Genomic DNA, 21,688 nt, shown 5'->3' with positions numbered 1-21,688 from the left:
TCAACCCGAAAAACACTGCCCCAGCAGCCGCCGCGCTTCCTGCGAGCCCTGCGCTGCAGCCAGCTCCAACCAGTAGCGGGCCTGGTCCGGCTCGTTGGCCTGGCACAGCCGGGCATACTCCAGCTGCGCACGCCGATCACCGGCGCGGGCAGCCTGGCGCAGCAATTCGTGGCCGATACGCCGATCCCGGGCGTTGCCACAATCCCGGCACAGCATCTGCCCCAGCCGGCTTTGGGCCACCACCACGCCCTGGCGTGCCGGTTGTTTCAGCAAGCGCCCAGCCAGGTGCTTGACCTGAGGCTTGTCACCCAGGCGCGGGCTGTCGAGCAGCCACAGGGCCACTTTCAGGGAAAAGCGTTTGGGTGGGGGCGCTGACGAGGGATCAACAGGGTTGGCGAGGTGTTTACCGCGAAACTTCATGAGCAACAGGAAAAGGCAACTCGAAAGGCGCGCCACTCTACTCCATTTTTCCCGGCATGACCTGTCGATTTCCGGAGGATTGAAAAATTTTTTCGATGATCTTTTCTTGACGTTTTCGAGTGGATGACCAACCGGTCTACGGGCGCCCGAAGATTGTCCGACAGTTCTCCGGTTTGCTGGCACGCCCGTCCTAGAGCAAGCGCTCCGGACAATCCACAGTTCCTGTGGATAACTCGGTGGACAACCCCCTCCAGGGGACCTAAAACCCCCGTGATTTGGGGCCTCCAGTCAAACTGTCGATTTTTTCACCAGCAAAAATTAGTGTTTTTTTTCATTGACTTAACCCCCCAGTCAAGGCATTGGCGAGGCTATCGAAGCCTGTTGCGGCCGCGTTACAGCTTGCGCGCCAAATGTGAACAAGTGCATCGCAAGACCTCGTTTGAATGCACAAAACGAGTACATCCCCGTCGATGCCAGCCTTTTGCCCCTCTTCCCAGCCCGCGAAAGAAGCGCCATACTGCTCGGCTAACCTGGCCAGTTGCAGCAACACTTGCCAAGCTGCTTTTTTTTCGGTATGGTGCCCCTCGTTAGTACCAAGCTGAAAGTCAATTCAGGCAGAAGCGTCCTTGCAGCGTTGCTCCCCCCAAGAGCAGACACTGCTGAAACCAGGACCGGCCACACTCGATGATTCCCTCGCCAGCCATACGCTGCCCAAGCGCGAATCACCTAGCCAATTGATCAGGATTCCACCCCGACGGCCTAGAACCTTGGCCCCGGCGTGCTGCCTGCCCTCTGAAGTACCTACCAGTCAGCCCAAGCGCCCACCTTTGATTGCGCTCTCTCTGGCTGCTTTGTTCCAGTCAGGTTCGTTCGTCCCTTAATAAAGGCGTCACTGGAACGTTTCTATCATGCACGGATCATAACCTCCGTGTTTAAAGCAGGAACCTCCAACAATATGCAAACTCATCATCAAATTCAGGCTGCCATTGGCACCCTTTCCCAGGCCTTCTCGCCGCTGAAGTGCCTTATCGTTGCCCCTCGCAAGGGCAGCTTCAGCTTTACCCTGGTGGACGAACACGGCGTCGCCTGCCACACCGAACGCTTGTACCCCGAACAGTACAGCCGTAAGGAACCCCTGCAGGCAGTGATCGCCCGGACCCGCCAATCGCTCACCGCGTGAGTGGCGAATACCGCGGCATTCAGGCGCTGAATCACTGCTCGGGAAGCCTGCCTGATCGTTCTTGGCGTAATTGCCGCAAGGCATATAGCCCTGAACGTCAGGCAGCAATCGATTTAAAAACAGCTCTTTACACCACGATTATCACACTACACTTCAACTCGAGCGGTGCTAACCGCTTCCGGCGGGCCTGATCATTCACCAGCTGCCAAGCTCCAGCGCCCGTCCGGCCCTTACTTGCTCGAGGGCATCATGGGTATCGCGGCGAATGAATTGTGTCTGTATGTGATCCGACCAACCCTGGTCTACCTTAACCGTCACTGCCCTAGCGCCGAAGCACTGTTACTGGGCATTGCCGCCAGCCAGTCGGCACTCGGCTCGGCCTTGCACGACCGACGTGGCCATGGCCTCTACCGCATCGGCGAAACGCGCCACCAGGCGCTCTGGGACGAGTACCTTGCTCGTGATCCCGACCTCGCCAGCCTGATCCGCGGCCTGGCCAGCCAACACGCCTTTCTCGGCGGCCCTCACCTGGAACTCACCGTAAACCTGCGCTATTCCACCGCCATTGCCTGGATGCTTGTGGAAGCACAATGCACAGCGCTGCCTGCAGCTGACGACTTGCTGGGGCTGGCGCGCATCTGGCGACAGGTTTTCCACCCTCAGGGGCGCCTACGCGACTTCACTCAAGCTTGGCATACCTGCATCGATCAGAGATTGCCACAGGCATCTTAGGAAGCGTCCTACAACTTTACCGGAAAAAATGGAATTTTGGTCGGATTGTCCTACAAAACCGCTCTATCTCCTGTGATTGAGGCTATAGCGCGGCGGGCAATTTGTTGGTAGCTTTTCGCCCCGGAGATCCCAAGGAGTTTCTAATAATGAAAAAAGTAATGCTCAAAACCTCCCTCGGCGTAGCCGTTGCGCTTGCTTCCAGCCAACTGCTCGCCAGCGGCTTTGCCCTGAACGAACAGAGCATCAGCAGCATGGGGACAGGTTTCGCGGGACGTTCTTCTTCTGCCGAAGATGCCAGCACCGTGTTTGGCAACCCAGCCGGCATGTCCCGCCTCAAGCGCGAACAAATCACCGTGGGCGGCGCCGCCGTCATCGCCAAGTCCGACATCTCGGGCCGTGGCAGCAACCTCGGGGGGGAAACCGACGGTGACATGGTGCCAGTCGTTGGCGTACCGATGGGTTACTACGTCAAGCCGATCGATGATCACTGGAGCGTCGGTTTCGGCGTCTACGTGCCCTTCGGCCTGGTCACCGACTACGGCAGCGACGATGCCGCCCGCTACTGGGGCAAAAAGAGCCACGTCGAAGTCGTCACCTTCCAGCCAACCGTCAGCTACGCCTTCAACGACAAGGTCTCGATCGGTTTCGGTCCAACCATCAACCGCATCAAGGGCGAGCTGGGTTCGAGCCTGATCAACCCGTTCACCCCTGGCCGCAACGACGGCGAAGTCAAGATCAAGGGCGATGACACCGCCGTGGGCTACAACATCGGCATCCTGGTACAGGCCACCGACAGCACCCGCGTCGGCCTGACCTATCACTCGATGGTCGACTACAAGCTCGAAGGCAAGACCCGCGTCAGCACCCCGTTGATCGGGCCGTTCAACGGCAACAAGTTCGATGCGACCCTGAAGATCAAGACGCCAGAGTCCGTCGACCTTTCGGTCACCCACGAACTCGACGACCAGTGGACCCTGTACGCAGGCAGCACCTGGACCCGCTGGAGCCGCCTGGAAGCCATCACCGTGCAGAACGATGTACCGGCGCCACTGGCAGGTTCGGCATTCCAGACCATCAGCGAAGAGCAGAACTGGCACGACACCTGGGCACACGCCATTGGCGCGTCCTACAAGGTCAACAAGGAGTGGGTGCTGCGCACCGGCTTCACCGTCGACCAGTCGCCAACCAACAACCACGACCGTTCACCGCGCATCCCGACGGGCGATCGCAAGGTGTTCAGCCTGGGCGCCGGTTGGAGCCCGAGCGAGGACATGACCATCGACGTGGCCTACTCCTACCTGTGGGAGGAAGACACCAAGGTCAACCAGGTCAGCGCGACCAAAGGCAGTTACCAGGCCAAGTACGAGAACAGCGCTCACGGCGTCGGTGCCTCCCTCACCTACCGCTTCTGAGTCAGCCTCGCACCTTAAAAACCGCCCTTGTGGCGGTTTTTTCACGTCTGGACCTCCCAGCTGTCACCCAGGCATTCACGCAGGTAGTCCATGAAGGCACGCACCTTCGCGGTCATGGCGAAACGATCGGCCACACACAGGTAGATGTCCATCGGCTCGGTCTGGGCATAGGCCTGGCCGGTGTCGCTGTATTCGAACAAGGGCACCAGTTCGCCCGAGGCCAGGTAAGGTCGAACGATAAACGCTGCCAGCCGGGTGATGCCGCCATCGTGAAGGGCCATCTGGGTCAGGGCATCGATATCGTCGCTGATCAGCACGGTGCCAAACTCTGGCTCGAAACGCATGCCGTCGCGCATGAAGCCCCAACGCAGGAAGCGGCCGTCGACCGGATAGCGGAACACCAGGCAGCGGTGCTCGCGCAAGGCCTCAGGCGTAGCAGGCACGCCGGCGCTTGCCAGGTAACCCGGCGAGGCGCAGCAGATGAACGGGATCCTGGCTATGTGCCTCGCCAGCAGGTGTTCCTCCAACTGCGGAGCAATGCGCAGGCTGACATCCACATCCTCACGCGCATGGTTGACCCGTCGATCAGTCATTACCAACTCTATCGAAAGTTGGGGATAACGGGCACTGAATGCCGGGATCAAGGGCGCCAGCACATGGCGGCCAAAGGCCGATGTCGATGCAATGCACAGGCGGCCCTGGGGCTCGCTGTCGGGCGTGGTAACAGCCAGCTCGGCCTGGGCAAGGTCACGCTCCACCTGCCTGACCCGCTCGTAGTAAAGCGTACCAGCAGGCGTTAGCGCCATGCTGCGCGTGGTGCGGCTAAGCAAACGCACCTGAAGATGCCCTTCAAGACGTGCGATGTTCTGGCTCACTGCCGCTGGGGTTAACCCCAGGTTGCGCGCACCTGCGGCGATGCTGCCAGCCTCGACCACCTTGATGAAGCTGCGGATGGCATTGAGCAGGTCCATGTCGAGCCCTTTGGATTCGTAAGAATCTCTTTATAAAGAACTCAATCACAGTGGTCTACAGCCCCGGCCTGGGTGATTGCTAACCTGCGCCTTCACTCATCATTCAGGAGCTTGCATGAACAACCTGTCCCAGGCCCGCAGCCGGCGCAAACTGCGCCCCAGTGCCACGCCCTACGTGTTCGCGTTTTACATGTCGTCGATCATGGCGTTGTTGATGTGCTTTGTAATCACAGCAGCCAATGCCGGCGTGAACTCGCAGTATCTGAGCAACGTGCTAAAGGCTTACCAACTGGCCATGCCGGTGGCGTTTGTCTGCGTGCTGATGGTCAGGCCGATGGTGGTGCGACTGGTGGCGATCACCGTTCACCCTCACTGAACAGGCACCTGCAGGCGTTACGGCTGCGACGCGATAGCCTTCTCGATCGCAGCCCGGAAGTCAGGATCATCCGGCTTGGTCAGGCTGGAGAAATTACCGATCACCTTGCCCTTGCGGTCCACCACATATTTGTAGAAGTTCCACTTCGGCGCACTGCTCTGGCTCGCCAGTTCGCTGAACAGTGGTATTGCATCCTTGCCACGCACGGGCTGAGCCTTGGTCATGGTGAAGGTCACCCCGTAATTGGCGTAGCAGACCTTGGCGATCTTCTCGCTATCGGCGTCTTCCTGCTTGAAATCATTAGAGGGTACACCGAGCATCTCCAAGCCCTGCTTGTGGTACTCCTTGTACGTTGCCTCAAGCCCCTCGAACTGCGGCGCAAACCCGCAATAGCTCGCCGTGTTGACCACCACCAGCGGCTTGCCGGCAAAGAGCTGGCACAGATCCACCTGCCCCTTGCCACGCAGTTCGGGCAGGCTGCCCTGCAACAAGGCCGGGCAATCCGCAGCCCAGCTCGACGTGGCAGCAAGCAGGGCCAGCAGAGGCACCGTCAACCAGTGTGCACGCATCGTTCGTTTCTCCCGCAAGACAATCCTTGAACTTGCAGGGTAGCGCTTAACAAAGCCCCATGCCCAGCCAGTGAGACAACCTCGTCGATTATGGATTGGGTTATAATGCCTGCATTCCAGCTCAGAGCGAATCGAACGATGGCCCCGATCAGCCTGCAAGCCAAGAAAGCCCATGCAGCCAGCAAGCGCCGGTCAAACTATGCCGCTAGCCTGCGACTTGAAGGGTTCGCAACCTCTCTAGCAGATGCCGAGAAACCTTTGCCGCCCAAAGAGGACGTGCTCAGAGCTCTACTCAAACGCACCCGCTGATGCGCGACAAATATGGCATTGACCAAGACCCTTACTGCTATGCCGGCAGTCACATAATGCGCAACAAACTGGGCATCCGAGACGACGCCCAGCTAGATCAAGCCGAGCGCTTGCTTTCTGCGATTGCAGTAGAGCAAATCGAATTCGAACCACCCCCTTACGATCTAGCCTATTTGCGCAAAATTCATGCGACCCTGTTTTCCGACCTCTACGACTGGGCCGGCCAACTCAGGACCGTCGCAATATCCAAGCAAGAAACCCGATTCTGACAGCCTGAGTTCATGGAGAAACAGGCTTCCCTCGTATTCGGCCGTATGAGGGCGGATCAATGGTTCGAACACCTGTCGCGGGATGACCTGATTACTTCAGTGGCCAATGAATACTCAGAGCTCAACGTCGTTCACCCCTTTAGGGAAGGCAACGGTCGCGCGCAGCGCTTACTCTTCGAGCACATTGTTTACAACGCGGGTTATGACATCAGCTGGTGGGAGGTTGAGCCGGATCAGTGGTTAGCTGCCAATATCGCGGCTTACCACTGCGAACTCGCACCCCTGACAGCCATTTTCAGGCGCTGCATCGGTGCCCCTATCACTTGACACCGCGGCTCAACAAACCCCCATGCCCAGCTGCATCAACGCCAGCCCACCCTTGTGCCACCCCCACCACACCAGCGCCAACAGCCCGATCGCGGCAGCGGCCAGCAACCCCTGAGCCAGGTAGCGGTTCATGCGGCCTGGGCCTGCAGGCGGGCGACCGGGCGTTCACGCACCGGCCAGTTGAGGGCTGCAGCCAGCAGGCTGAGCAGGATCGAGATCTGCCAGACCAGGTCGTAGCTGCCCGTACGCTCATACACCACCCCACCCAACCAGCCACCCAGGAAGGCGCCAACCTGGTGGAAGAGGAACACGATACCGCCCAGCATCGACAGGTTGCGCACGCCGAAGAGCGTCGCCACCGTGCCGTTGGTCAGCGGCACGGTGGAAAGCCACAGCAAGCCCATGGCGATGCCAAACACGTAGGCACTGACCTGGGTCACAGGCGCCCACAGGAACAGCACGATCACCACCGCGCGCAACAGATAGAGCCCGGTGAGCAGCCGCGGCTTGGACATGCGCCCGCCCAGCCAACCCGCAGTGAAGGTGCCGACGATGTTGAACAGGCCGACCAGTGCCAGCACCGTGGTGCCCGTGGCAGCAGTAAGGTGCTGGTCAACCAGATAGGCCGGCAGGTGCACACCGATGAACACCACCTGGAATCCACAGACGAAGAAACCCAGCGCCAACAACCAGAACCCCGAATGCGAGCAGGCTTCACGCAAGGCCTGGGCCAGGGTCTGCTCGGCGCCATGGCTGGGCAGCGGGCGGTCGCGCAGAAGGCCAACCAAGGGCACTATCAGCGCCACCACCAGGCCTAGTACCAGCAACGCGGCGGACCAGCCCAGCCACTCGATCAGGCCCAGCGTGCCTGGCAGCATGGCGAACTGGCCGAACGAACCGGCCGCACTGGCAATACCCATTGCCATACTACGTTTTTCCGCCGGCACGGCGCGCCCGACCACACCCAGGATGACCGAGAACGAAGTGCCGGAAAGGCCGATACCAATCAGCAGGCCAGCGCTCAACGACAATGACCAGGCGGAGTCGGCCAGCCCCATGAACATCAACCCGGCGGCGTACAGGATGCCGCCGATGATCACCACGCGCACCGCCCCCAGGCGGTCAGCCAAGGCGCCGGCGAACGGTTGCGCCAGCCCCCAGATGAGGTTCTGCAAGGCAATGGCGAAGGCAAACACGCCACGCCCCCAGCCAAAGTCGGCGCTCATCGGCCCTAAGAACAGGCCAAAGCCGTGTCGCACACCCAAGGACAACGCCAGAATCAGCGCTGCCCCCACCAGTACCCACCCGCTGGTTCGCCACACCGAAGTCATTGTCGTTATCTCCAGCACATCGCAAGGTTTTGCGGGTATATACCCGCTTAATGTCGTATCAAATCAGGCCAGTTGCTCCAGCAGACGCACCAACTCATCGCGCTGCCCCGCACCCAAACGCTCGACCAGCAGCCTCTGGGCCTGCTCCCATGCCGGGTAAGCCGCTTGCAGCAGCGCTTTGCCTGCCTCGGTCAGCAGCACCACGCGGTTGCGCTGGTCGTCACCGTCAGCCAAGGCCACCAGGCCTTCGGCTTCCAGCACCCGCAGGTTGCGCCCCAAGGTACTGCGTTCCAGGCCCATGGCTTCGGCCAAGGTGGTGATGCTGGGGCGGTCGAGCCGCTGCAAGTGCCGCAACAGGGAAAACTGGGCGACATTGATGCCGAAGCCGACAAGGGCCTCGTCATAATGCCGGCTCACCCCACGGGCGGCACGGCGTAGATGGGTGCAGATGCATTCGCTGGTCAACATGGATACGTGTATATACCCGCGTCATGAGTGTTGCAAGAGATTTCATTCAGACACACGCTCGCCTTGCGCAACAGACGACACCTCATAGGCCTAATGCCAACCCCACCACCACCGTCAGCTCCAACAACTCCAGCATCGCTCCAGCGGTGTCACCGGTTGTTCCATCCAAACGTCGGCACATAATGTGCCTTAACCAGGCGAACACGCCCCCGGCTGCCACCAGCACCCAAGTCGCGCTCCAACCGCCAACTGCAATACACAAGGCGGTGCTACCAAGCAATACCCACTGGGCAGCAGACCGTGGCAGATGCTCGGCCAGTGCCTGCCCCAAGCCACCGGCCCTTACATAAGGCGTACAGAGGAACAGGCCAAGCATCGCAGCCCGTCCAACCACCGGCGCCAGCACCAGTTCAACACCCACGCCACGCGCGACCAGCACCCACAAGGCACAGAACTTCAGCAACAACACCAGCATCAAGGTCACCACGGCAATCGGCCCACTGCGCGGGTCCTTCATGATCTGCAGCGTGCGCTCACGGTCGCCGAAGCCACCGAGCCAGGCATCGGCGCTGTCGGCCAGCCCGTCCAGGTGCAGGGCGCCGCTGAGCAACACCCACAGGGTCAGCAGCAACGCCGCATGCAGGGCCGTGGGCGTACCGTGCATCAGATGGCTGGCCAGCCACAGCAGCAGGCCGAACAGCAGCCCCACCAGTGGGTAGCACAACAGCGAGCGGCCTACTTGCTGCGGTTCCGGCATGCCCGGCAAGCGCACCGGCAGGCTGCTTAGAAACTGCAGGGCAATCCAGAACGGCAGCATGTCAGTGCGCCTCGCCCAATTGGCCGTCGTCACGCAGCACCAGGCGCACCAGAGCACCGTGGGCAACCTCCACCTGGAGCAATTGCTCCCTGGGCAGGCCACGTGCACGGGCCAACAGCAGGCGCATCACCCCGCCGTGAGTGACCAGCAGCACGCGCTTGCCGGCATGCTGCTGGCCCAGGCGCTCGACGCCAGCCAGGACACGTTCGGCGAACGCACTGACCGGTTCACCGTTGGGCGGCGTATAGCCGTAAGGATCGGCCCAGAAACGCCCCAAGGCGTCAGCCTGGTCTTCCATGATCTGCGCCGCACTGCGGCCTTCCCAGTCACCGAAGTGCAGCTCTTGCAGGGCGGCCTCACGCTGTACTGGCACGTGCAGCCTTGCCCCTAGTTCGTCGGCAAAACGTGCACAGCGCTGCAACGGCGAACTGACCAGCACCTCCCATGGGCCGGCCTCGGCGACGGCGCCACGCATTTGCGCCCAGCCTTTTTCAGTCAGGGCATCGTCAAGGCTGCCACGCAGCCCGCCCTGCTCCGTTTCGCCGTGGCGCAACAGGTCGAGGATCATGCCGGGCGGTCCGCCACTGCGGCTTCGGCAAACGTCGCCATCTGCCCGTGCAGTGCGCAGGCCAGGCGCAACAGCGGGACCGCCAGGGCGGCACCGCTGCCCTCGCCCAGGCGCAGGCCCAGCGCCAGCAACGGCTCGGCTTGCAGCGCTTCGAGCAGGGCCTTGTGCCCAGGCTCGGCGCCCTGGTGGGCAAACAGCAACCATGCCCGGCTCTGCGGATTGAGGCGCACGGCCACCAGCGCGGCGACACTGCAGATGAAACCGTCCACCAGCACCGCGACGCCCTGTTGCGCACACGCGATGTAAGCGCCAACCAGGGCGGCGATCTCGAAACCACCGACACACGCCAGCGCCTGCAACGGGTCGTCAGCACGCAGGCCATGCACGATCAGCGCACGCTCGATGACTTCAGCCTTGTGCCGCACACCGGCGGTATCCAGGCCAGTGCCAGGGCCGCTCAACTCAAGGGCCGGGCAGCCCAGCAGGGTGCTGGCCAACGCGGCGGCAGCGGTGGTGTTACCGATGCCCATCTCGCCACCGATGAACAACTGCGCACCCTGTTCGGCAGCCCTCTGGGCGCTGTCACGGCCGGCCTGCAAGGCGGCCTGCAGTTGGCGCTCGGTCATCGCCGGCTGGCGGGCGAAGTTGGCGGTGCCGGCGCCCAGGCGTAGATGCCGCACGCCAGGCAGCGTCAGAGCAAGGTCAATGGTGCCGAGGTCAACCACTTCAAGGCTGGCTTGCAGCTGCCGCGCCAGCACGCTGATCGCCGCACCGCCACCCACGAAGTTGCGCAGCATTTGCCCGGTCACGGCTTGCGGGTAGGCCGAAATGCCCTCCTCGACCACGCCGTGGTCACCGGCGAAAATTGTGATCGCCAGTTGGTCCACCACGGGCCGCTCACGGCCTTGCAGGCCCGCCAGGTGCACGGCCAGGCCTTCCAGCTGGCCGAGCGAACCTGCAGGTTTGGTCAGCTGTTGCTGACGGGCGCGGGCCTGGTCCATGGCGGCGTTGTCGAGAGGTTGGCAGGCGTCACGCCACCAGGCTTGAGTCATAGTGCAGGTCCTTTGAGCATAAGGGGCAGGCCAGCCACGGTCAGCACCACACGCTGACAGCGTACGGCCACGGCCTGGTGCAACCAGCCGGCCTGGTCAACATAGCGCCGGGTCAGTTCACCCATGGGTACCACGCCCAAGCCGGTTTCGTTACTGACCAGGATAACGGTGCCCGGCAACTGCTCAAGGCAGTCGAGCAGCGCATCGCGCTCCTCGGCCAGGCGCTGCTCGTTATCGAGCATCAACAGGTTGGTCAGCCACAGGGTCAGGCAATCCACCAACAGGCAGCGCCCTTCGGCGGCTTCGCGGCGCAGCACCGTGGCCAGCGCCAGAGGTTCTTCGATAAGCCCCCACTCAGCGGGCCGGCGCTGACGATGCAGGCGCACGCGTTCGTTCATTTCACCGTCCAGCGGCTCGCTGGTGGCGATGTAGGTCACGGGCAGGCCGCTGTCGCTGGCCAACTGTTCGGCCAGGCGGCTCTTGCCGGAGCGAGCGCCTCCGAGGATCAGGTTGCGCATCTCAGGCGACTCCACACAGGGTGCGCAGGTGCGCGGTGTCCAGGTGTTTTTCCACCAGGTCCGCCAGGCGTTCGATATCACGCTCGCGCAGGGCCTGGTAATCGATGGTCTGTGCATCGGCCAGCCCCGCCCAGCGCAACAGCGCGGCGCACGACTGGCTGCCTTCGAACAGGCCATGCAGGTAGGTGGCGAAAATCTGCCCGTCGGCGCTGATGGCGCCGTCGCAGCGGCCATCGTCCAGCTGCACGGCGGGGCACTCCAGGGCCGGGCCCTGAGTGACGCCGGCATGAATCTCGTAGCCGCAAACCGGCGCGTGCTCCAGGGTCACAGTACCTGCGACGTTGCGCAGTTGCTTGTCGGCCTCCAGCACCGTGGCGTAATCCAATAGCCCCAGCCCAGGGCTGGAGCCCGCCGGCCCTTCAAGGCCCAGCGGGTCGTGCACGTCAGTACCCAGCATCTGCAGGCCGCCGCAGATGCCAATGAGCTTGCCGCCATAGCGCAGGTGGCGGGCAATGGCAGTATCCCAGCCACGCTCGCGCAGTTGCGCCAGGTCGCCACGCACGCTTTTCGAACCGGGCAGGATGATCAGGTCGGCAGGCGGTATCGGCTGGCCCGGCCCGATGAACTGCAGATCCACCTGCGGGTGCAGGCGCAGCGGGTCGAAGTCGGTGTGGTTGCTGATGCGCGGCAACACCGGGACGATCACCTTCAGTACGCGTTCACCCTTGGCCACCTGGCGCACATCGATGCCGTCCTCGGCCTCCAGGTGCAGGTCGGTGACATACGGCAACACACCCAGCACTGGCTTGCCGGTGCGCGCCTCCAGCCAGTCCAGCCCAGGCTGCAGCAAGGCGATGTCACCGCGAAAGCGATTGATGACGAAGCCTTTGACCCGCGCCTGCTCACTCGGCGAGAGCAATTCGAGCGTGCCCACAAGGTGAGCGAAAACCCCGCCGCGATTGATATCGGCCATCAGAATCACCGGGCAGTCCACCGCCTCGGCAAAGCCCATGTTGGCGATGTCGCCGGCACGCAGGTTGATCTCCGCCGGCGAGCCTGCGCCTTCGACCATGACTACTGGGTACGCGGCGCTCAGGCGCTGGTGCGAGGCCAGCACCGCCTGCATGGCGATGGCCTTGTAGTCGTGATAGGCCACTGCATTCATGCTGGTGACCGCGCGCCCGTGGATAATCACCTGGGCGCCGGTGTCGCTGTTGGGTTTGAGCAGCACCGGGTTCATGTCGGTGTGCGGCGCCAGTCGGCACGCTTGGGCCTGCACGGCCTGGGCCCGGCCAATTTCGCCACCGTCGGCGGTCACCGCACTGTTCAGTGCCATGTTCTGCGGCTTGAACGGCACCACGCCGACACCCTGGCGCAACAGCCAACGGCACAGCGCGGTGACCAGCGTGCTCTTGCCGGCATCGGAGGTGGTGCCTTGCACCATGAGCGTGGTCATGCCGTTTCCTTTTGATAGTCCGCCAGCGCCTGAGCCAGGCGCTGTTCGTCTGCCCTACAGGCAGGCAACCCCAGGCGCACAGCCGCTGGCCGCTCGAACAGGCGCACCAGGATGCCGCGCCGGGCCAGAAAGTCATGCAGGTGCGCGGCGCGTTCGCTGCGCACGTACTGGAACAGGTCGCAGCCGCCGCTCGGGGCCAGGCCGGTACTGCGCAGCAGCGCGGCGAGCCGCTGGCTACTGGCGGCGCAGCGTTCGATCTGCGACTGATGGGCGGTGTGGTCGGCAAAACAGGCCTGGGCCAGCACCCGCGTCGGCCCACTGACTGTCCAGGGGCCGAGCAGCTCTGCCAGACGCTGCAACAGGCTGGGTTCAGCCGCGACGAAACCCAGCCGTACCCCGGCCAGGCCAAAGAACTTGCCGAACGAACGCAGCACGATAAACCCAGGCTTTTCGGTGCACTCGACCACGCTGTGAACGGGGGTGTTGTCCATGAACGCTTCGTCGACCAGCAGCCAGCCGCCACGGGCCGCCAAGCGGCCATGCCAGTCGAGCAGACGCTCGCGGCTGACCTGGCGGCCGGTCGGGTTGTTGGGGTTGACCAGCACCAGCACATCGAGGCTGTCGAGCACGCCTTCGACCTCGGTTTCATCCAGTTCGACCAGCTGATGCCCGGCCCGCTGCCAGGCGTGCGGGTGCTCGGCGTAGCAAGGGGTCAGCACCCCGACCCGGCCAGCCGGACGCAGCAACGGCAAGGCCTGGATCGCCGCCTGCGAGCCGGCTACCGGCAGTAGCTGGCGAGTGCCGTAATACTGCCGGGCGGCTTCTTCCAGACCGTCTTCGGTCTCTGGCAGGCGCGCCCAGGCGTCGAGTGGAATGGGCGGGATCGAGTAAGGCCAAGGGGCAATGCCACTGGACAGGTCGAGCCAATGTTCCCGCGCGATACCGTATTGATGCACCGCACGCAGTAGACGACCACCGTGTTCAAGCATTGCAGTAGGCTCCCAGGCAAATCAGCAGCACCCACAGCCACACACCCCGCTGCACCAGGCTCCAGCCGCGCTCGATGGCGTCGGCATCGGCCATCGGCCCTTCGCCCAGGCGCGGCCGTTCGTGCAGCTCACCGTGATACACCGCCGGGCCGCCAAGCTCGACCGCCAGCGCGCCGGCCCCCGCCGCCATCACCGGGCCTGCGTTGGGGCTGTCCCACAGTGGCCCCTGATTGCGCCAGCAGGCCAGGGCCAGGCGGGTCTTGCCGAGCAGCGCGTAGGTCAGCGCCACCAGCCTTGCGGGAATATAGTTAAGAACATCGTCGATGCGCGCCGCGCACCAGCCGAACCGTTCGAAACGTTCGTTGCGATACCCCCACATGGCATCCAAGGTATTGCTCAGCCGGTACAACACCACGCCGGGCGCGCCAGCCACGACAAACCAGAACAGCGCGGCGAACACCGCATCACTGCCGTTTTCCAGCACCGACTCGGTAGCCGCCCTGGCCACGGCGGGCTCGTCCAGCTCGCGGGTTTCGCGACTAACCAGGTAGCCTACCCGCCGCCGCGCCTCTTCCAGGTCGCCCTGGCGCAACGCGTTGGCCACCGGCAGCACGTGCTCGCCAAGGCTACGCAGCCCCAGGGCGCAGTACAGCGCCAGCACATCCACCAGCCAGCCGATGTAGGGCAACCACGACAGGATCAATACACCCAGGGTCAACGGCACCACGGCGAGGAACCAGGCGCTCACCCCATGGCTGCGCCAACCGCGCCCTCCGGCATTCAGCCGGCGTTCCAGGTTGGCGGCCATGTTGCCGAAGGCCACCAGCGGATGACGCCGTTGCGGCTCGCCCAGCAAGGCATCCAGGGCCACCCCGGCCACGGTCAGCAAGGCAACGCTCATGGCCGCTCTCCCCATTGGTCGTGATACAGCAGGTCACTCAAGGGGCGCTCTTGGGCCCAGTTTTCCATCACCAGCATCGGTGCCGGATAGAATTCGGTCACAGGCCCCAGGCACAGCACGGCCACAGGCTTTGCCCCGGCAGGCATGCCTAGCAGTTCCCCCAGTGCCACGGGGTCGAACAGTGACACCCAGCCCATCCCCAAGCCTTCGGCACGCGCCGCCAGCCACAGGTTCTGGATGGCGCAGGCCAAGGAGGCGAGGTCCATTTCCGGCAAGGTGCGACGGCCAAAGATGTGCGACTCGCGCTGGTCCATCAGGGCGGCCACCAGCACTTCGGCGCAATCGTTGATGCCTTCGACCTTGAGGGTCATGAATTCATCGGCCCGTTCGCCCAGGGCATCGGCGGTGCGTACCCGCTCCTGCTCGACCAGTGCCTGGATGCGCGCACGTAGGCCACGCTGGGTGATGCGGATGAAACGCCAGGGCTGCATCAGCCCCACGCTCGGTGCCTGATGTGCTGCGGCCAACAGGCGGCCGAGCAGCGCTGGGGCCACCTCGCCACCGGCAAAATGCCGCATGTCGCGGCGCTCGCCGATGGCCCGGTAGAGCGCGGCGCGCTCGGCGTCGCTGAAAGCGTGCTCGCTCATGGTCGCAACAGCGCCGCCGCCGCGTCAGGGTTGGAGGGGAAGTAGAAGTGCACGTAGGAAGCTGTCAGGCGCCCCAGGCGATAGACCGCCTCGTTGCCGCGCCCGCCGTTGGGGCTCAGCCCGCGAGCGATCGGCGTCAGATCGGTGCTGGTCAGGGAGTGGTGGTAGGTATGGCCGCGCAGGGTGCCTTCCGGCAGCTCTACCGCCTGCAGCGCCAGGGCCGCCAGGCGTTTCTGCATGGTCGCCTCGCCCGCCAGCAGGCCGAGCAGCTCAGCACGCTCACCCGCCACGTCGGTCAGTGCGTCGAGCAGGTAGAGCATGCCGCCACACTCAGCCAGCAATGGCTTGCCCTGCGCATGATGGTCACGGATCGCCGCGCACATTGGCGTATTGGCCGCCAGCGCGTGGTGGTGCAACTCGGGGTAACCACCTGGCAAGTACAGGCTGTCCACGGCTGGCAATTCACGGTCGTGCAACGGCGAGAAAAACACCAGCTCTGCCCCCAGGTTGTTCAGGAGGTCGAGGTTGGCACCATAAGTAAAAGCAAACGCCTCGTCCCGAGCCACGCCAATGCGTACACCGGCCAATGAAGCATAGGCCGGCTGCGGTTCAGGCTCGGCAAACGCCACAGGCGGTGGTAACGCAGCATCGCAACTGGCGCCCAACGCCTCGGCCGCGGCATCCAGGCGGGCATCCAGGTCGTTCAGTTCACTGGCCTGGACCAAGCCCAGGTGGCGGCTGGGCAGTTCGATACCGCGCTCACGCGACAGACCGCCGTACCAGCGCAACCCCTCGGTCAGGCTGCCTTCGAGCAGTTGCGCATGGCGCAGGCTGCCGACCCGGTTGGCCAGCACACCGGCGAACGGCAGGTCGGCCTGGTAGCGCGCCAGCCCCAGGGCCAGGGCGCCGAAGGTCTGGGCCATGGCCGTGCCGTCAATCACCGCCAGCACCGGCACGCCGAAGTGGCGCGCCAGGTCGGCGCTCGACGGGGTACCGTCGAACAGCCCCATGACCCCTTCGATCAGGATCAGGTCGGCCTCCCCGGCTGCGTCCCACAGCAGGCGGCGGCTTTCCTGCGCGCCGATCATCCACAGGTCGAGCTGGTAGACCGGCGCACCGCTGGCACGCTCCAGGATCATCGGGTCGAGAAAATCAGGCCCACACTTGAACACCCGCACCTTGCGCCCGAGGTTGCGGTGCAGGCGGGCCAAGGCCGCGGTAACGGTGGTCTTGCCCTGGCCGGAAGCCGGCGCCGCGATCAGTACGGCCGGGCAATGTCGCAGCTCACTCACAATTCAACGCCCTTTTGCGCACGGATACCCGCTTGGAATGCGTGCTTGAGCATGCCCATCTCGGTGACCGTATCGGCCAGCTCGATCATTTCGGGCTTGGCGGCGCGGCCGGTGACGATCACATGCTGCATCGGCGGGCGGGCCTGGATGTCGCTAAGCACCTGGTCGAGGTCGAGGTAGCCATGCTTGAGGGCGATGTTCAATTCATCGAGCACCACGAACTGCACCGTCGGGTCCTGCAGTAGCTGGCGCGAAACCGCCCAGGCGGCTTCGGCGGCGGCGATGTCGCGCTGGCGGTCCTGGGTCTCCCAGGTAAAACCTTCGCCCATCACGTGATAGCGCACCTGCTCGGGGAAGCGCCGGAAGAACAGCTCTTCACCGGTGCTGTTGCGGCCTTTGATGAACTGCACCACGCCGCACTGCATGCCATGGCCCAGGGCGCGGGCGAGCATGCCGAAGGCCGAGCTGCTCTTGCCCTTGCCATTGCCGGTCAGCACCAACAACAGGCCGCATTCATTGGGGGAATTGGCGATGCGTTCGTCGATGATCGCCTTTTTGCGCTGCATGCGCGCCAGGTGGCGTTCGTCGCGTTCGGTGGGTTCGCTCATCAGGGGTCTCCGCAGGCTGAGGCCACGCGAAGCGCAGCGACAGGTCGATAGGCAGGCAGACGGAGAGCGCGCAGGAGCCGCGGCTGGACGCCACGGTGCACCGCGCATCACCCTCCGTGATGCCGTTGGCTGTATCAGGCCGGTCTCCGGGCTTGTGAGCGGGCCTTGGCCCCGGCCTACGCGCCTTCCCGGATGCTGGCATCCAGTGGCTGTGCGCGACCTTTGACTCACCTACCGTTGCGGGGGCAGCGCCGGAATCGCACCTTGGCAGGCGCCCACCGGCTTCCCAGTTTCACCCTGCACAGTCGAGGCCGGCAGGGCACCTGAAACACGCGCGAAGGTTAGAGGGTTGGGGCGGGAGCGTCAATCGAACACGCTTGCCTTCTGAGCAGTGGCAGTGCACCTATCGAGCGCCGCCCCCTGAGCCTGGAATAGCCCAACGGAGCGGCGCTCGCGGCTTCAAGCGGGAAAGAAGCGCTGTACCAGTCCCGGTGTTCGAATCTGTTCACGATAAGCCGCCATGTCGAAGGCAAGCCCGGTACGCAAATCGTATACCGGCCCCAAAGCAGGCTTGATCGTCTGCTTCAAGGTGACCTTGATGAAGCGATAGTACTCACCATAGACCTGCTGCAAGGCATCGATGCGAAAGTAATTACCCGGTAGGAACAGCGTTTCGGCCTCTTCCGGGAAAGACGAAAAGGCGCTGACCGGTGTCGCGCCGTGGTACTCACCTGCAGGGAGTTCGAACACTACCGAACTGTCATCAAATAGCCCAGGCAGGCCTCCTGGCACGTTCGGGTAAGGCAAGCAGGCGAACTCTGTAGCCATGTAAGGGTTCTCGGTAAACGAGGTAAAGTCGGTATTGACCAGCACATCGCCAACCTGCAGCTCACCGCGTCGATAACCTTCACCGCCGGTACCCCGAGAACGATGGCCACCCCGGTAAAGCCTGACCTGGTTGCTTTTGGGCAACTGTTCGAGGCTATCGGCCAGGTCGACGATGTAGTCATCCTCATCACCATATCGATAGCTCCCGGAACGGAACACATCGTTCACCTTCGACTCATCGCTGGTGTAGTAGTCAATCACCGCATTGAAGTACTCAGGCCCATAGCGGTAGGAATAGTGCGTGCGCCCCGCGATTTTCACGCAATCCAGGTTTCGCACATCGAGGTCCGGCGCCCGCCCGCGTGGCAGCTCAGCGATTGGCCAGGATTTCAACAAGCCCTTCTGCCGCTCCAGCGCAAAACCGGACAGCTTCTTGCTTTGCACAGCGTTCGCCTGCGTGTAGGTATCCCAGAACGGTGAAACCAAGCTCTGCATACCCTCCACTGTCGGGGGAGCACCGCCGAGCAAGCGTGGGGGTGCCAGCAGTTCCCATTCGCCCGCTTCGTTCAAGCGCACAGGGTGCAGCGGACTGAAAGCGAACGGATTATCCGCCGACACCACCAGCCACACCGCCAACCCATGGCTGTAACGCACACGGTAAGGCAGGCCCTGCAGGGTGATCCAGCAACTGCCATCGTCATTGACCTGAATACCACGCAAGCGGCCTGCTTGGTCCGGCTCGCCAATGAGCACGGTATTGGCGTCGCGCACCTCCACGGGCAGGGTCGACGCATCCGCCCATTGCCAATGCTGGAGTGAAACGCCGGTTTCATGGGGCGGCGTCTCATAAGACAGTGAGGCAAAACTCGACTGAAAGCTGATATCCAGCAGGTTCATGCTCGCGAACACGCTTTCCAGCATTGCCGCGCGCAGCGCCTGCTTGCGGCTGCGCTCGTCAGTTGCATGCAGGGCTTCATCCACATCGAGTGCCACCTTGCCAGCACTGGCACCGAGCAGCATGAGAGAAAGGGGCCAGCCCAAGGGCGCAAGGCCACCAAAGACCCCAAGAAAGGCCGACAGATAGCCGCTGAGCATGCCTTTGCGCAAGCTGGCATTGTCCTGCATCAGCCGAGCATTACCTTGCATATCGAGCTTCGCTTGGTCGACCAGGTAGGTGAAAAGCTCCGAAGCCAGCGGCCTTTTGAACAAGGACAAGGCAATCAATGCGGCTTCATCCGAGCGGCTCCCAGCAATGCCTTGCAGGTGCACCCTGATCAGGCGCTTTGCGTCAGCATCGCGGTGGTTGCTGTGCGCGCCGCTGACAAACGCATCGAGCTTGGCGCTCGATTGCAGTTGCCAGCACAGCCAACTGGCCATCGCCGCCTCGGAATCGAAGCCTTGTAGCGCTTCGTCGGACCAGGGCATGAACGCCAGTACCCGGCCATCCGGTGCGACCAAACTGAACAGGCACCACCTGTCACCGTCACCGAAGACGTAGCGGTTGACCGTCAACACGCTACGCGTCGCCCCCTGCTGCAGCCCCGTCAGTGTTGGCAACGCTTCATTGGCTAATGTGTCGCTTATCATTGCCCGCAAGCGCTCCCAGTCGAGCAGCAAGATTTTGCCCCGGTTCAGCGCAGTAGCCGCCTGCCCTAGCAGATTGAACTTGGCAACAATGTGAAAATTGGCGCCATAGTTCGACCAATAACGCTCGACGTCAGCACGGTAGAGCACCGCGAAATCCAGCGCCCACAAGTCTTTTTGCACTTCACTGCCGAGCATGGGTACTTCATTGCGCTCATCAAAGGTTATTGCATGCGGCCCCTGACGGTAGAAACCACCGCGCAGGTCGAGTTCGTCGCTGGCGTCCTGGAAGTATGCATCGAATCGATTGATCACCAACTCGTCCAGCACCATGGACTTCTGGGGTGGCCCGCTGTGCTGCCAGCCGGTGAATGCCCGGGGGCTGGAGCTTTCGGTGTTGAACTGATGCCACCAAACGAACCGAGGGTCCATCGCCCTCCCCGTGTGCTTGAGCAGGAGACGCGCTGCATGCTTGCCGGCCAGCGCATACGGGTCAGGGAAATCATCTAAAATGGTACTCATCAGTTGTACCAGAGGCGCGGCTGCGTCCATTGCTGCCAGGCTGCGGCGCGCTTTATCGTTGATATCGCCCATGCTCCACTCCAAACCTTGATTGTCGGGCAACCATCGTTGCTGCCTGAGCCCGCGCAGAGTGGTAGATGTGTGCCGCCGCAGGCTGAACCACTGCTGTTCAGCCGTGCTCTGAATAGTGAGAAAGCAACTTCGGAGCGCGGCGCACATGAAACGCATCGGTATCCTCTTACCCTGGGCGCTTGGCGCCTGCCTGGCGGGCTGTAGCGACACCGCCCACCTTGACGTGATGGATGGCAGTGGCCCCTCGCCGCAACTGCCCGCGCCCAACAAGACGCTGATCCCGACCGTCAACATCGCACCCGCCATCGGCTGGCCGGACGGCGGCAAACCCAAGGCAGCAACAGGCACACAAGTCAGGGCCTTCGCCGACAAGCTCGACCACCCGCGCTGGCTCTATGTACTGCCCAACGGCGACGTTCTGGTGGCCGAGACCAATGCACCAGCCAAGCCTGAAGATGGCAAAGGCATCCGTGGCTGGGTGATGGGCAAGGCGATGAAACGCGCCGGCGCTGGCGTGCCCAGCGCCAACCGCATCACCTTGCTGCGCGATGCCGACCATGATGGCGTCGCAGAAATACGCACAACCTTCATCGAAGGGCTCAATTCGCCCTTTGGCATGGCATTGGTGGGCAAGGACTTCTACGTCGCCGACACCGACAAGCTGCTGCGCTTTCACTACGAGCCTGGGGCCATGCAGATCCGCGATGATGGCCAGCAGGTGGTCGAGCTGCCAGGCGGGCCGCTTAACCATCACTGGACCAAGAACGTGATAGCCAGCCCCGATGGCAAGAAGCTCTACGTGACAGTTGGCTCCAACAGCAATGTGGGGGAAAACGGCCTAGACAAGGAACAAGGGCGTGCGGCGATCTGGGAGGTGGACCCTGCGAGCGGCCAGCAGCGTTTGTTTGCCACCGGCCTGCGCAACCCTAACGGCCTGGCCTGGGAGCCACACAGCGGAGCGCTGTGGACGGCGGTCAACGAGCGTGACGAGATCGGTAGCGACCTGGTGCCGGACTACATCACGTCAGTCAAGGACGGCGGTTTCTATGGGTGGCCCTACAGCTATTACGGGCAACACGTCGACCAGCGCGTCGAACCGCAAGCCCCGCAGAAAGTCGCCCAGGCACTTGTGCCGGACTACGCAGTCGGCCCGCACACGGCATCGCTGGGGCTGACATTCGCTGAACCTGGCGTGTTGCCACCGCCGTTCGGGCAAGGGGCATTCGTGGGCCAGCACGGGTCGTGGAATCGCAAGCCGCACAGTGGCTACAAAGTGATTTTTGTGCCGTTCAACACGGCAGGCGAACCTGCCGGCAAACCGGTCGACCTGCTGACGGGGTTCCTGAATACCGATGGCAAGGCCATGGGGCGTCCGGTAGGCGTGGCCAACGATCAGCGCGGTGGGCTGCTGGTGGCCGATGACGTGGGGAACGTCATCTGGCGAGTGAGCAAGGCCCGGTAGGCGCAGTA

23 protein-coding genes, 1 pseudogene and 1 riboswitch are annotated in these 21,688 nt (G+C 63.0%); of the genes and pseudogenes, 7 read left to right on the top strand and 17 right to left on the bottom strand.

Features of this window, described 5'->3' with window-relative positions; all coding sequences use genetic code 11:
- Positions 1-420, bottom strand: coding sequence for a tetratricopeptide repeat protein (locus ACSSU5_RS16880; protein ID WP_492561327.1), 420 nt, complete (start codon positions 418-420; stop codon positions 1-3).
- Between the two features lie 955 nt (positions 421-1,375).
- Between ACSSU5_RS16880 and ACSSU5_RS16875 the strand changes: the two genes are divergently transcribed.
- From ACSSU5_RS16875 to ACSSU5_RS16865, 3 genes are all read left to right on the top strand, one after another.
- Positions 1,376-1,600: a hypothetical protein gene (locus ACSSU5_RS16875; RefSeq protein ID WP_264309910.1), complete on the top strand. Its 225-nt coding sequence runs from the start codon at positions 1,376-1,378 to the stop codon at positions 1,598-1,600.
- 249 nt (positions 1,601-1,849) lie between these two features.
- Positions 1,850-2,332, top strand: coding sequence for a hypothetical protein (locus ACSSU5_RS16870; protein WP_264309911.1), 483 nt, complete (start codon positions 1,850-1,852; stop codon positions 2,330-2,332).
- 146 nt (positions 2,333-2,478) lie between these two features.
- Positions 2,479-3,744, top strand: a complete 1,266-nt coding sequence (locus ACSSU5_RS16865) for an OmpP1/FadL family transporter (RefSeq protein ID WP_264309912.1) — start codon at positions 2,479-2,481, stop codon at positions 3,742-3,744.
- A 41-nt stretch (positions 3,745-3,785) separates the two neighbouring features.
- Here ACSSU5_RS16865 and ACSSU5_RS16860 read toward each other — a convergent pair whose 3' ends face one another.
- Entirely contained in the window at positions 3,786-4,715 is a 930-nt protein-coding gene (locus ACSSU5_RS16860; RefSeq protein ID WP_492559320.1) for a LysR family transcriptional regulator, read from the bottom strand.
- Between the two features lie 115 nt (positions 4,716-4,830).
- Here ACSSU5_RS16860 and ACSSU5_RS16855 point away from each other — a divergent pair, with 115 nt between their 5' ends.
- Positions 4,831-5,091 (top strand): DUF2798 domain-containing protein, encoded by a 261-nt coding sequence (locus ACSSU5_RS16855; protein WP_492559319.1) that lies wholly within the window; start codon positions 4,831-4,833, stop codon positions 5,089-5,091.
- A gap of 17 nt (positions 5,092-5,108) precedes the next feature.
- Here ACSSU5_RS16855 and ACSSU5_RS16850 read toward each other — a convergent pair whose 3' ends face one another.
- On the bottom strand, positions 5,109-5,660 hold the full coding sequence (locus tag ACSSU5_RS16850) for a glutathione peroxidase (protein WP_492559318.1): 552 nt from the start codon (positions 5,658-5,660) through the stop codon (positions 5,109-5,111).
- A 138-nt stretch (positions 5,661-5,798) separates the two neighbouring features.
- On the opposite strand from ACSSU5_RS16850, the gene ACSSU5_RS16845 reads away from it, so the two are divergent.
- Together ACSSU5_RS16845 and ACSSU5_RS16840 are read left to right on the top strand one after the other, a co-directional pair.
- Positions 5,799-5,969, top strand: a complete 171-nt coding sequence (locus tag ACSSU5_RS16845; protein WP_492559317.1) for a YhfG family protein — start codon at positions 5,799-5,801, stop codon at positions 5,967-5,969.
- Positions 5,969-6,565 (top strand): annotated as a pseudogene (locus tag ACSSU5_RS16840) (putative adenosine monophosphate-protein transferase Fic). The gene ACSSU5_RS16845 and the pseudogene ACSSU5_RS16840 overlap by 1 nt, the downstream one beginning before the upstream one ends.
- A gap of 9 nt (positions 6,566-6,574) precedes the next feature.
- Here ACSSU5_RS16840 and ACSSU5_RS16835 read toward each other — a convergent pair.
- The 14 genes from ACSSU5_RS16835 to ACSSU5_RS16770 all read right to left on the bottom strand — a co-directional run bounded on the left by ACSSU5_RS16835 (position 6,575) and on the right by ACSSU5_RS16770 (position 20,374).
- Positions 6,575-6,697, bottom strand: a complete 123-nt coding sequence (locus ACSSU5_RS16835; RefSeq protein ID WP_264309916.1) for a hypothetical protein — start codon at positions 6,695-6,697, stop codon at positions 6,575-6,577.
- Positions 6,694-7,896 carry an MFS transporter gene (locus tag ACSSU5_RS16830; protein WP_413470103.1) on the bottom strand — a complete coding sequence of 401 codons (1,203 nt, stop codon included), beginning with the start codon at positions 7,894-7,896 and terminating at the stop codon, positions 6,694-6,696. The genes ACSSU5_RS16835 and ACSSU5_RS16830 overlap by 4 nt, the downstream gene beginning before the upstream one ends.
- A 63-nt stretch (positions 7,897-7,959) precedes the next feature.
- Positions 7,960-8,364, bottom strand: a complete 405-nt coding sequence (locus ACSSU5_RS16825; protein WP_492559316.1) for a MarR family winged helix-turn-helix transcriptional regulator — start codon at positions 8,362-8,364, stop codon at positions 7,960-7,962.
- Positions 8,365-8,446: 82 nt separating this feature from the next.
- Positions 8,447-9,181, bottom strand: a complete 735-nt coding sequence (locus tag ACSSU5_RS16820) for an adenosylcobinamide-GDP ribazoletransferase (RefSeq protein WP_492559315.1) — start codon at positions 9,179-9,181, stop codon at positions 8,447-8,449.
- A gap of 1 nt (position 9,182) precedes the next feature.
- Positions 9,183-9,749, bottom strand: a complete 567-nt coding sequence (gene cobC / locus ACSSU5_RS16815; RefSeq protein ID WP_264309919.1) for an alpha-ribazole phosphatase family protein — start codon at positions 9,747-9,749, stop codon at positions 9,183-9,185.
- Positions 9,746-10,801: a nicotinate-nucleotide--dimethylbenzimidazole phosphoribosyltransferase gene (gene cobT / locus ACSSU5_RS16810; RefSeq protein WP_492559314.1), complete on the bottom strand. Its 1,056-nt coding sequence runs from the start codon at positions 10,799-10,801 to the stop codon at positions 9,746-9,748. The genes cobC and cobT overlap by 4 nt, the downstream gene beginning before the upstream one ends.
- A complete protein-coding gene (gene cobU / locus ACSSU5_RS16805; RefSeq protein WP_264309921.1) occupies positions 10,798-11,319 on the bottom strand; it encodes a bifunctional adenosylcobinamide kinase/adenosylcobinamide-phosphate guanylyltransferase in 522 nt (173 codons plus the stop codon). The genes cobT and cobU overlap by 4 nt, the downstream gene beginning before the upstream one ends.
- 1 nt (position 11,320) lies before the next feature.
- Positions 11,321-12,775, bottom strand: coding sequence for a cobyric acid synthase (locus ACSSU5_RS16800; RefSeq protein ID WP_492559313.1), 1,455 nt, complete (start codon positions 12,773-12,775; stop codon positions 11,321-11,323).
- Positions 12,772-13,764 (bottom strand): threonine-phosphate decarboxylase CobD, encoded by a 993-nt coding sequence (gene cobD, locus ACSSU5_RS16795; protein ID WP_264309923.1) that lies wholly within the window; start codon positions 13,762-13,764, stop codon positions 12,772-12,774. Before cobD ends, ACSSU5_RS16800 begins: the two co-directional genes overlap by 4 nt.
- Positions 13,757-14,665, bottom strand: coding sequence for an adenosylcobinamide-phosphate synthase CbiB (gene cbiB, locus ACSSU5_RS16790; RefSeq protein WP_492559312.1), 909 nt, complete (start codon positions 14,663-14,665; stop codon positions 13,757-13,759). Before cbiB ends, cobD begins: the two co-directional genes overlap by 8 nt.
- Entirely contained in the window at positions 14,662-15,312 is a 651-nt protein-coding gene (gene bluB / locus ACSSU5_RS16785; protein WP_492559311.1) for a 5,6-dimethylbenzimidazole synthase, read from the bottom strand. Before bluB ends, cbiB begins: the two co-directional genes overlap by 4 nt.
- Complete coding sequence (locus ACSSU5_RS16780; protein ID WP_264309926.1) at positions 15,309-16,604, bottom strand: cobyrinic acid a,c-diamide synthase CobB; 1,296 nt, start codon at positions 16,602-16,604, stop codon at positions 15,309-15,311. Before ACSSU5_RS16780 ends, bluB begins: the two co-directional genes overlap by 4 nt.
- Positions 16,601-17,212 carry a cob(I)yrinic acid a,c-diamide adenosyltransferase gene (gene cobO / locus ACSSU5_RS16775; RefSeq protein ID WP_095064096.1) on the bottom strand — a complete coding sequence of 204 codons (612 nt, stop codon included), beginning with the start codon at positions 17,210-17,212 and terminating at the stop codon, positions 16,601-16,603. The genes ACSSU5_RS16780 and cobO overlap by 4 nt, the downstream gene beginning before the upstream one ends.
- A gap of 120 nt (positions 17,213-17,332) precedes the next feature.
- Positions 17,333-17,554: riboswitch (cobalamin riboswitch) on the bottom strand.
- 117 nt (positions 17,555-17,671) lie between these two features.
- Positions 17,672-20,374, bottom strand: a complete 2,703-nt coding sequence (locus tag ACSSU5_RS16770; RefSeq protein ID WP_492559310.1) for a dermonecrotic toxin domain-containing protein — start codon at positions 20,372-20,374, stop codon at positions 17,672-17,674.
- Between ACSSU5_RS16770 and ACSSU5_RS16765 the strand changes: the two genes are divergently transcribed.
- Positions 20,364-21,680, top strand: coding sequence for a PQQ-dependent sugar dehydrogenase (locus tag ACSSU5_RS16765; RefSeq protein ID WP_492559309.1), 1,317 nt, complete (start codon positions 20,364-20,366; stop codon positions 21,678-21,680). The two genes, ACSSU5_RS16770 and ACSSU5_RS16765, sit on opposite strands and share 11 nt — an antisense overlap.
- Positions 21,681-21,688: the final 8 nt, after the last annotated feature.

The sequence above is a fragment of the Pseudomonas sp. E1MeOHC2 genome (assembly GCF_058745025.1).
Note: the sequence above shows the minus strand (reverse complement) of the source record. Positions and strands in the feature narration are given on the sequence as shown.

Coding starts and splice junctions, on each gene's coding strand:
- ACSSU5_RS16835 (WP_264309916.1), bottom strand. CDS start 6,697: ATGAACCGCTACCTGGCTCAGGGGTTGCTGGCCGCTGCCGCGATCGGG.
- ACSSU5_RS16855 (WP_492559319.1), top strand. CDS start 4,831: ATGAACAACCTGTCCCAGGCCCGCAGCCGGCGCAAACTGCGCCCCAGT.
- ACSSU5_RS16880 (WP_492561327.1), bottom strand. CDS start 420: ATGAAGTTTCGCGGTAAACACCTCGCCAACCCTGTTGATCCCTCGTCA.
- cobO (WP_095064096.1), bottom strand. CDS start 17,212: ATGAGCGAACCCACCGAACGCGACGAACGCCACCTGGCGCGCATGCAG.
- cobU (WP_264309921.1), bottom strand. CDS start 11,319: ATGCGCAACCTGATCCTCGGAGGCGCTCGCTCCGGCAAGAGCCGCCTG.
- cobD (WP_264309923.1), bottom strand. CDS start 13,764: ATGCTTGAACACGGTGGTCGTCTACTGCGTGCGGTGCATCAATACGGT.
- ACSSU5_RS16875 (WP_264309910.1), top strand. CDS start 1,376: ATGCAAACTCATCATCAAATTCAGGCTGCCATTGGCACCCTTTCCCAG.
- ACSSU5_RS16830 (WP_413470103.1), bottom strand. CDS start 7,896: ATGACTTCGGTGTGGCGAACCAGCGGGTGGGTACTGGTGGGGGCAGCG.
- ACSSU5_RS16850 (WP_492559318.1), bottom strand. CDS start 5,660: ATGCGTGCACACTGGTTGACGGTGCCTCTGCTGGCCCTGCTTGCTGCC.
- cbiB (WP_492559312.1), bottom strand. CDS start 14,665: ATGAGCGTTGCCTTGCTGACCGTGGCCGGGGTGGCCCTGGATGCCTTG.
- bluB (WP_492559311.1), bottom strand. CDS start 15,312: ATGAGCGAGCACGCTTTCAGCGACGCCGAGCGCGCCGCGCTCTACCGG.
- ACSSU5_RS16820 (WP_492559315.1), bottom strand. CDS start 9,181: ATGCTGCCGTTCTGGATTGCCCTGCAGTTTCTAAGCAGCCTGCCGGTG.
- ACSSU5_RS16870 (WP_264309911.1), top strand. CDS start 1,850: ATGGGTATCGCGGCGAATGAATTGTGTCTGTATGTGATCCGACCAACC.
- ACSSU5_RS16845 (WP_492559317.1), top strand. CDS start 5,799: ATGGCCCCGATCAGCCTGCAAGCCAAGAAAGCCCATGCAGCCAGCAAG.
- ACSSU5_RS16770 (WP_492559310.1), bottom strand. CDS start 20,374: ATGCGTTTCATGTGCGCCGCGCTCCGAAGTTGCTTTCTCACTATTCAG.
- ACSSU5_RS16800 (WP_492559313.1), bottom strand. CDS start 12,775: ATGACCACGCTCATGGTGCAAGGCACCACCTCCGATGCCGGCAAGAGC.
- cobT (WP_492559314.1), bottom strand. CDS start 10,801: ATGACTCAAGCCTGGTGGCGTGACGCCTGCCAACCTCTCGACAACGCC.
- ACSSU5_RS16865 (WP_264309912.1), top strand. CDS start 2,479: ATGAAAAAAGTAATGCTCAAAACCTCCCTCGGCGTAGCCGTTGCGCTT.
- ACSSU5_RS16860 (WP_492559320.1), bottom strand. CDS start 4,715: ATGGACCTGCTCAATGCCATCCGCAGCTTCATCAAGGTGGTCGAGGCT.
- cobC (WP_264309919.1), bottom strand. CDS start 9,749: ATGATCCTCGACCTGTTGCGCCACGGCGAAACGGAGCAGGGCGGGCTG.
- ACSSU5_RS16825 (WP_492559316.1), bottom strand. CDS start 8,364: ATGTTGACCAGCGAATGCATCTGCACCCATCTACGCCGTGCCGCCCGT.
- ACSSU5_RS16765 (WP_492559309.1), top strand. CDS start 20,364: ATGAAACGCATCGGTATCCTCTTACCCTGGGCGCTTGGCGCCTGCCTG.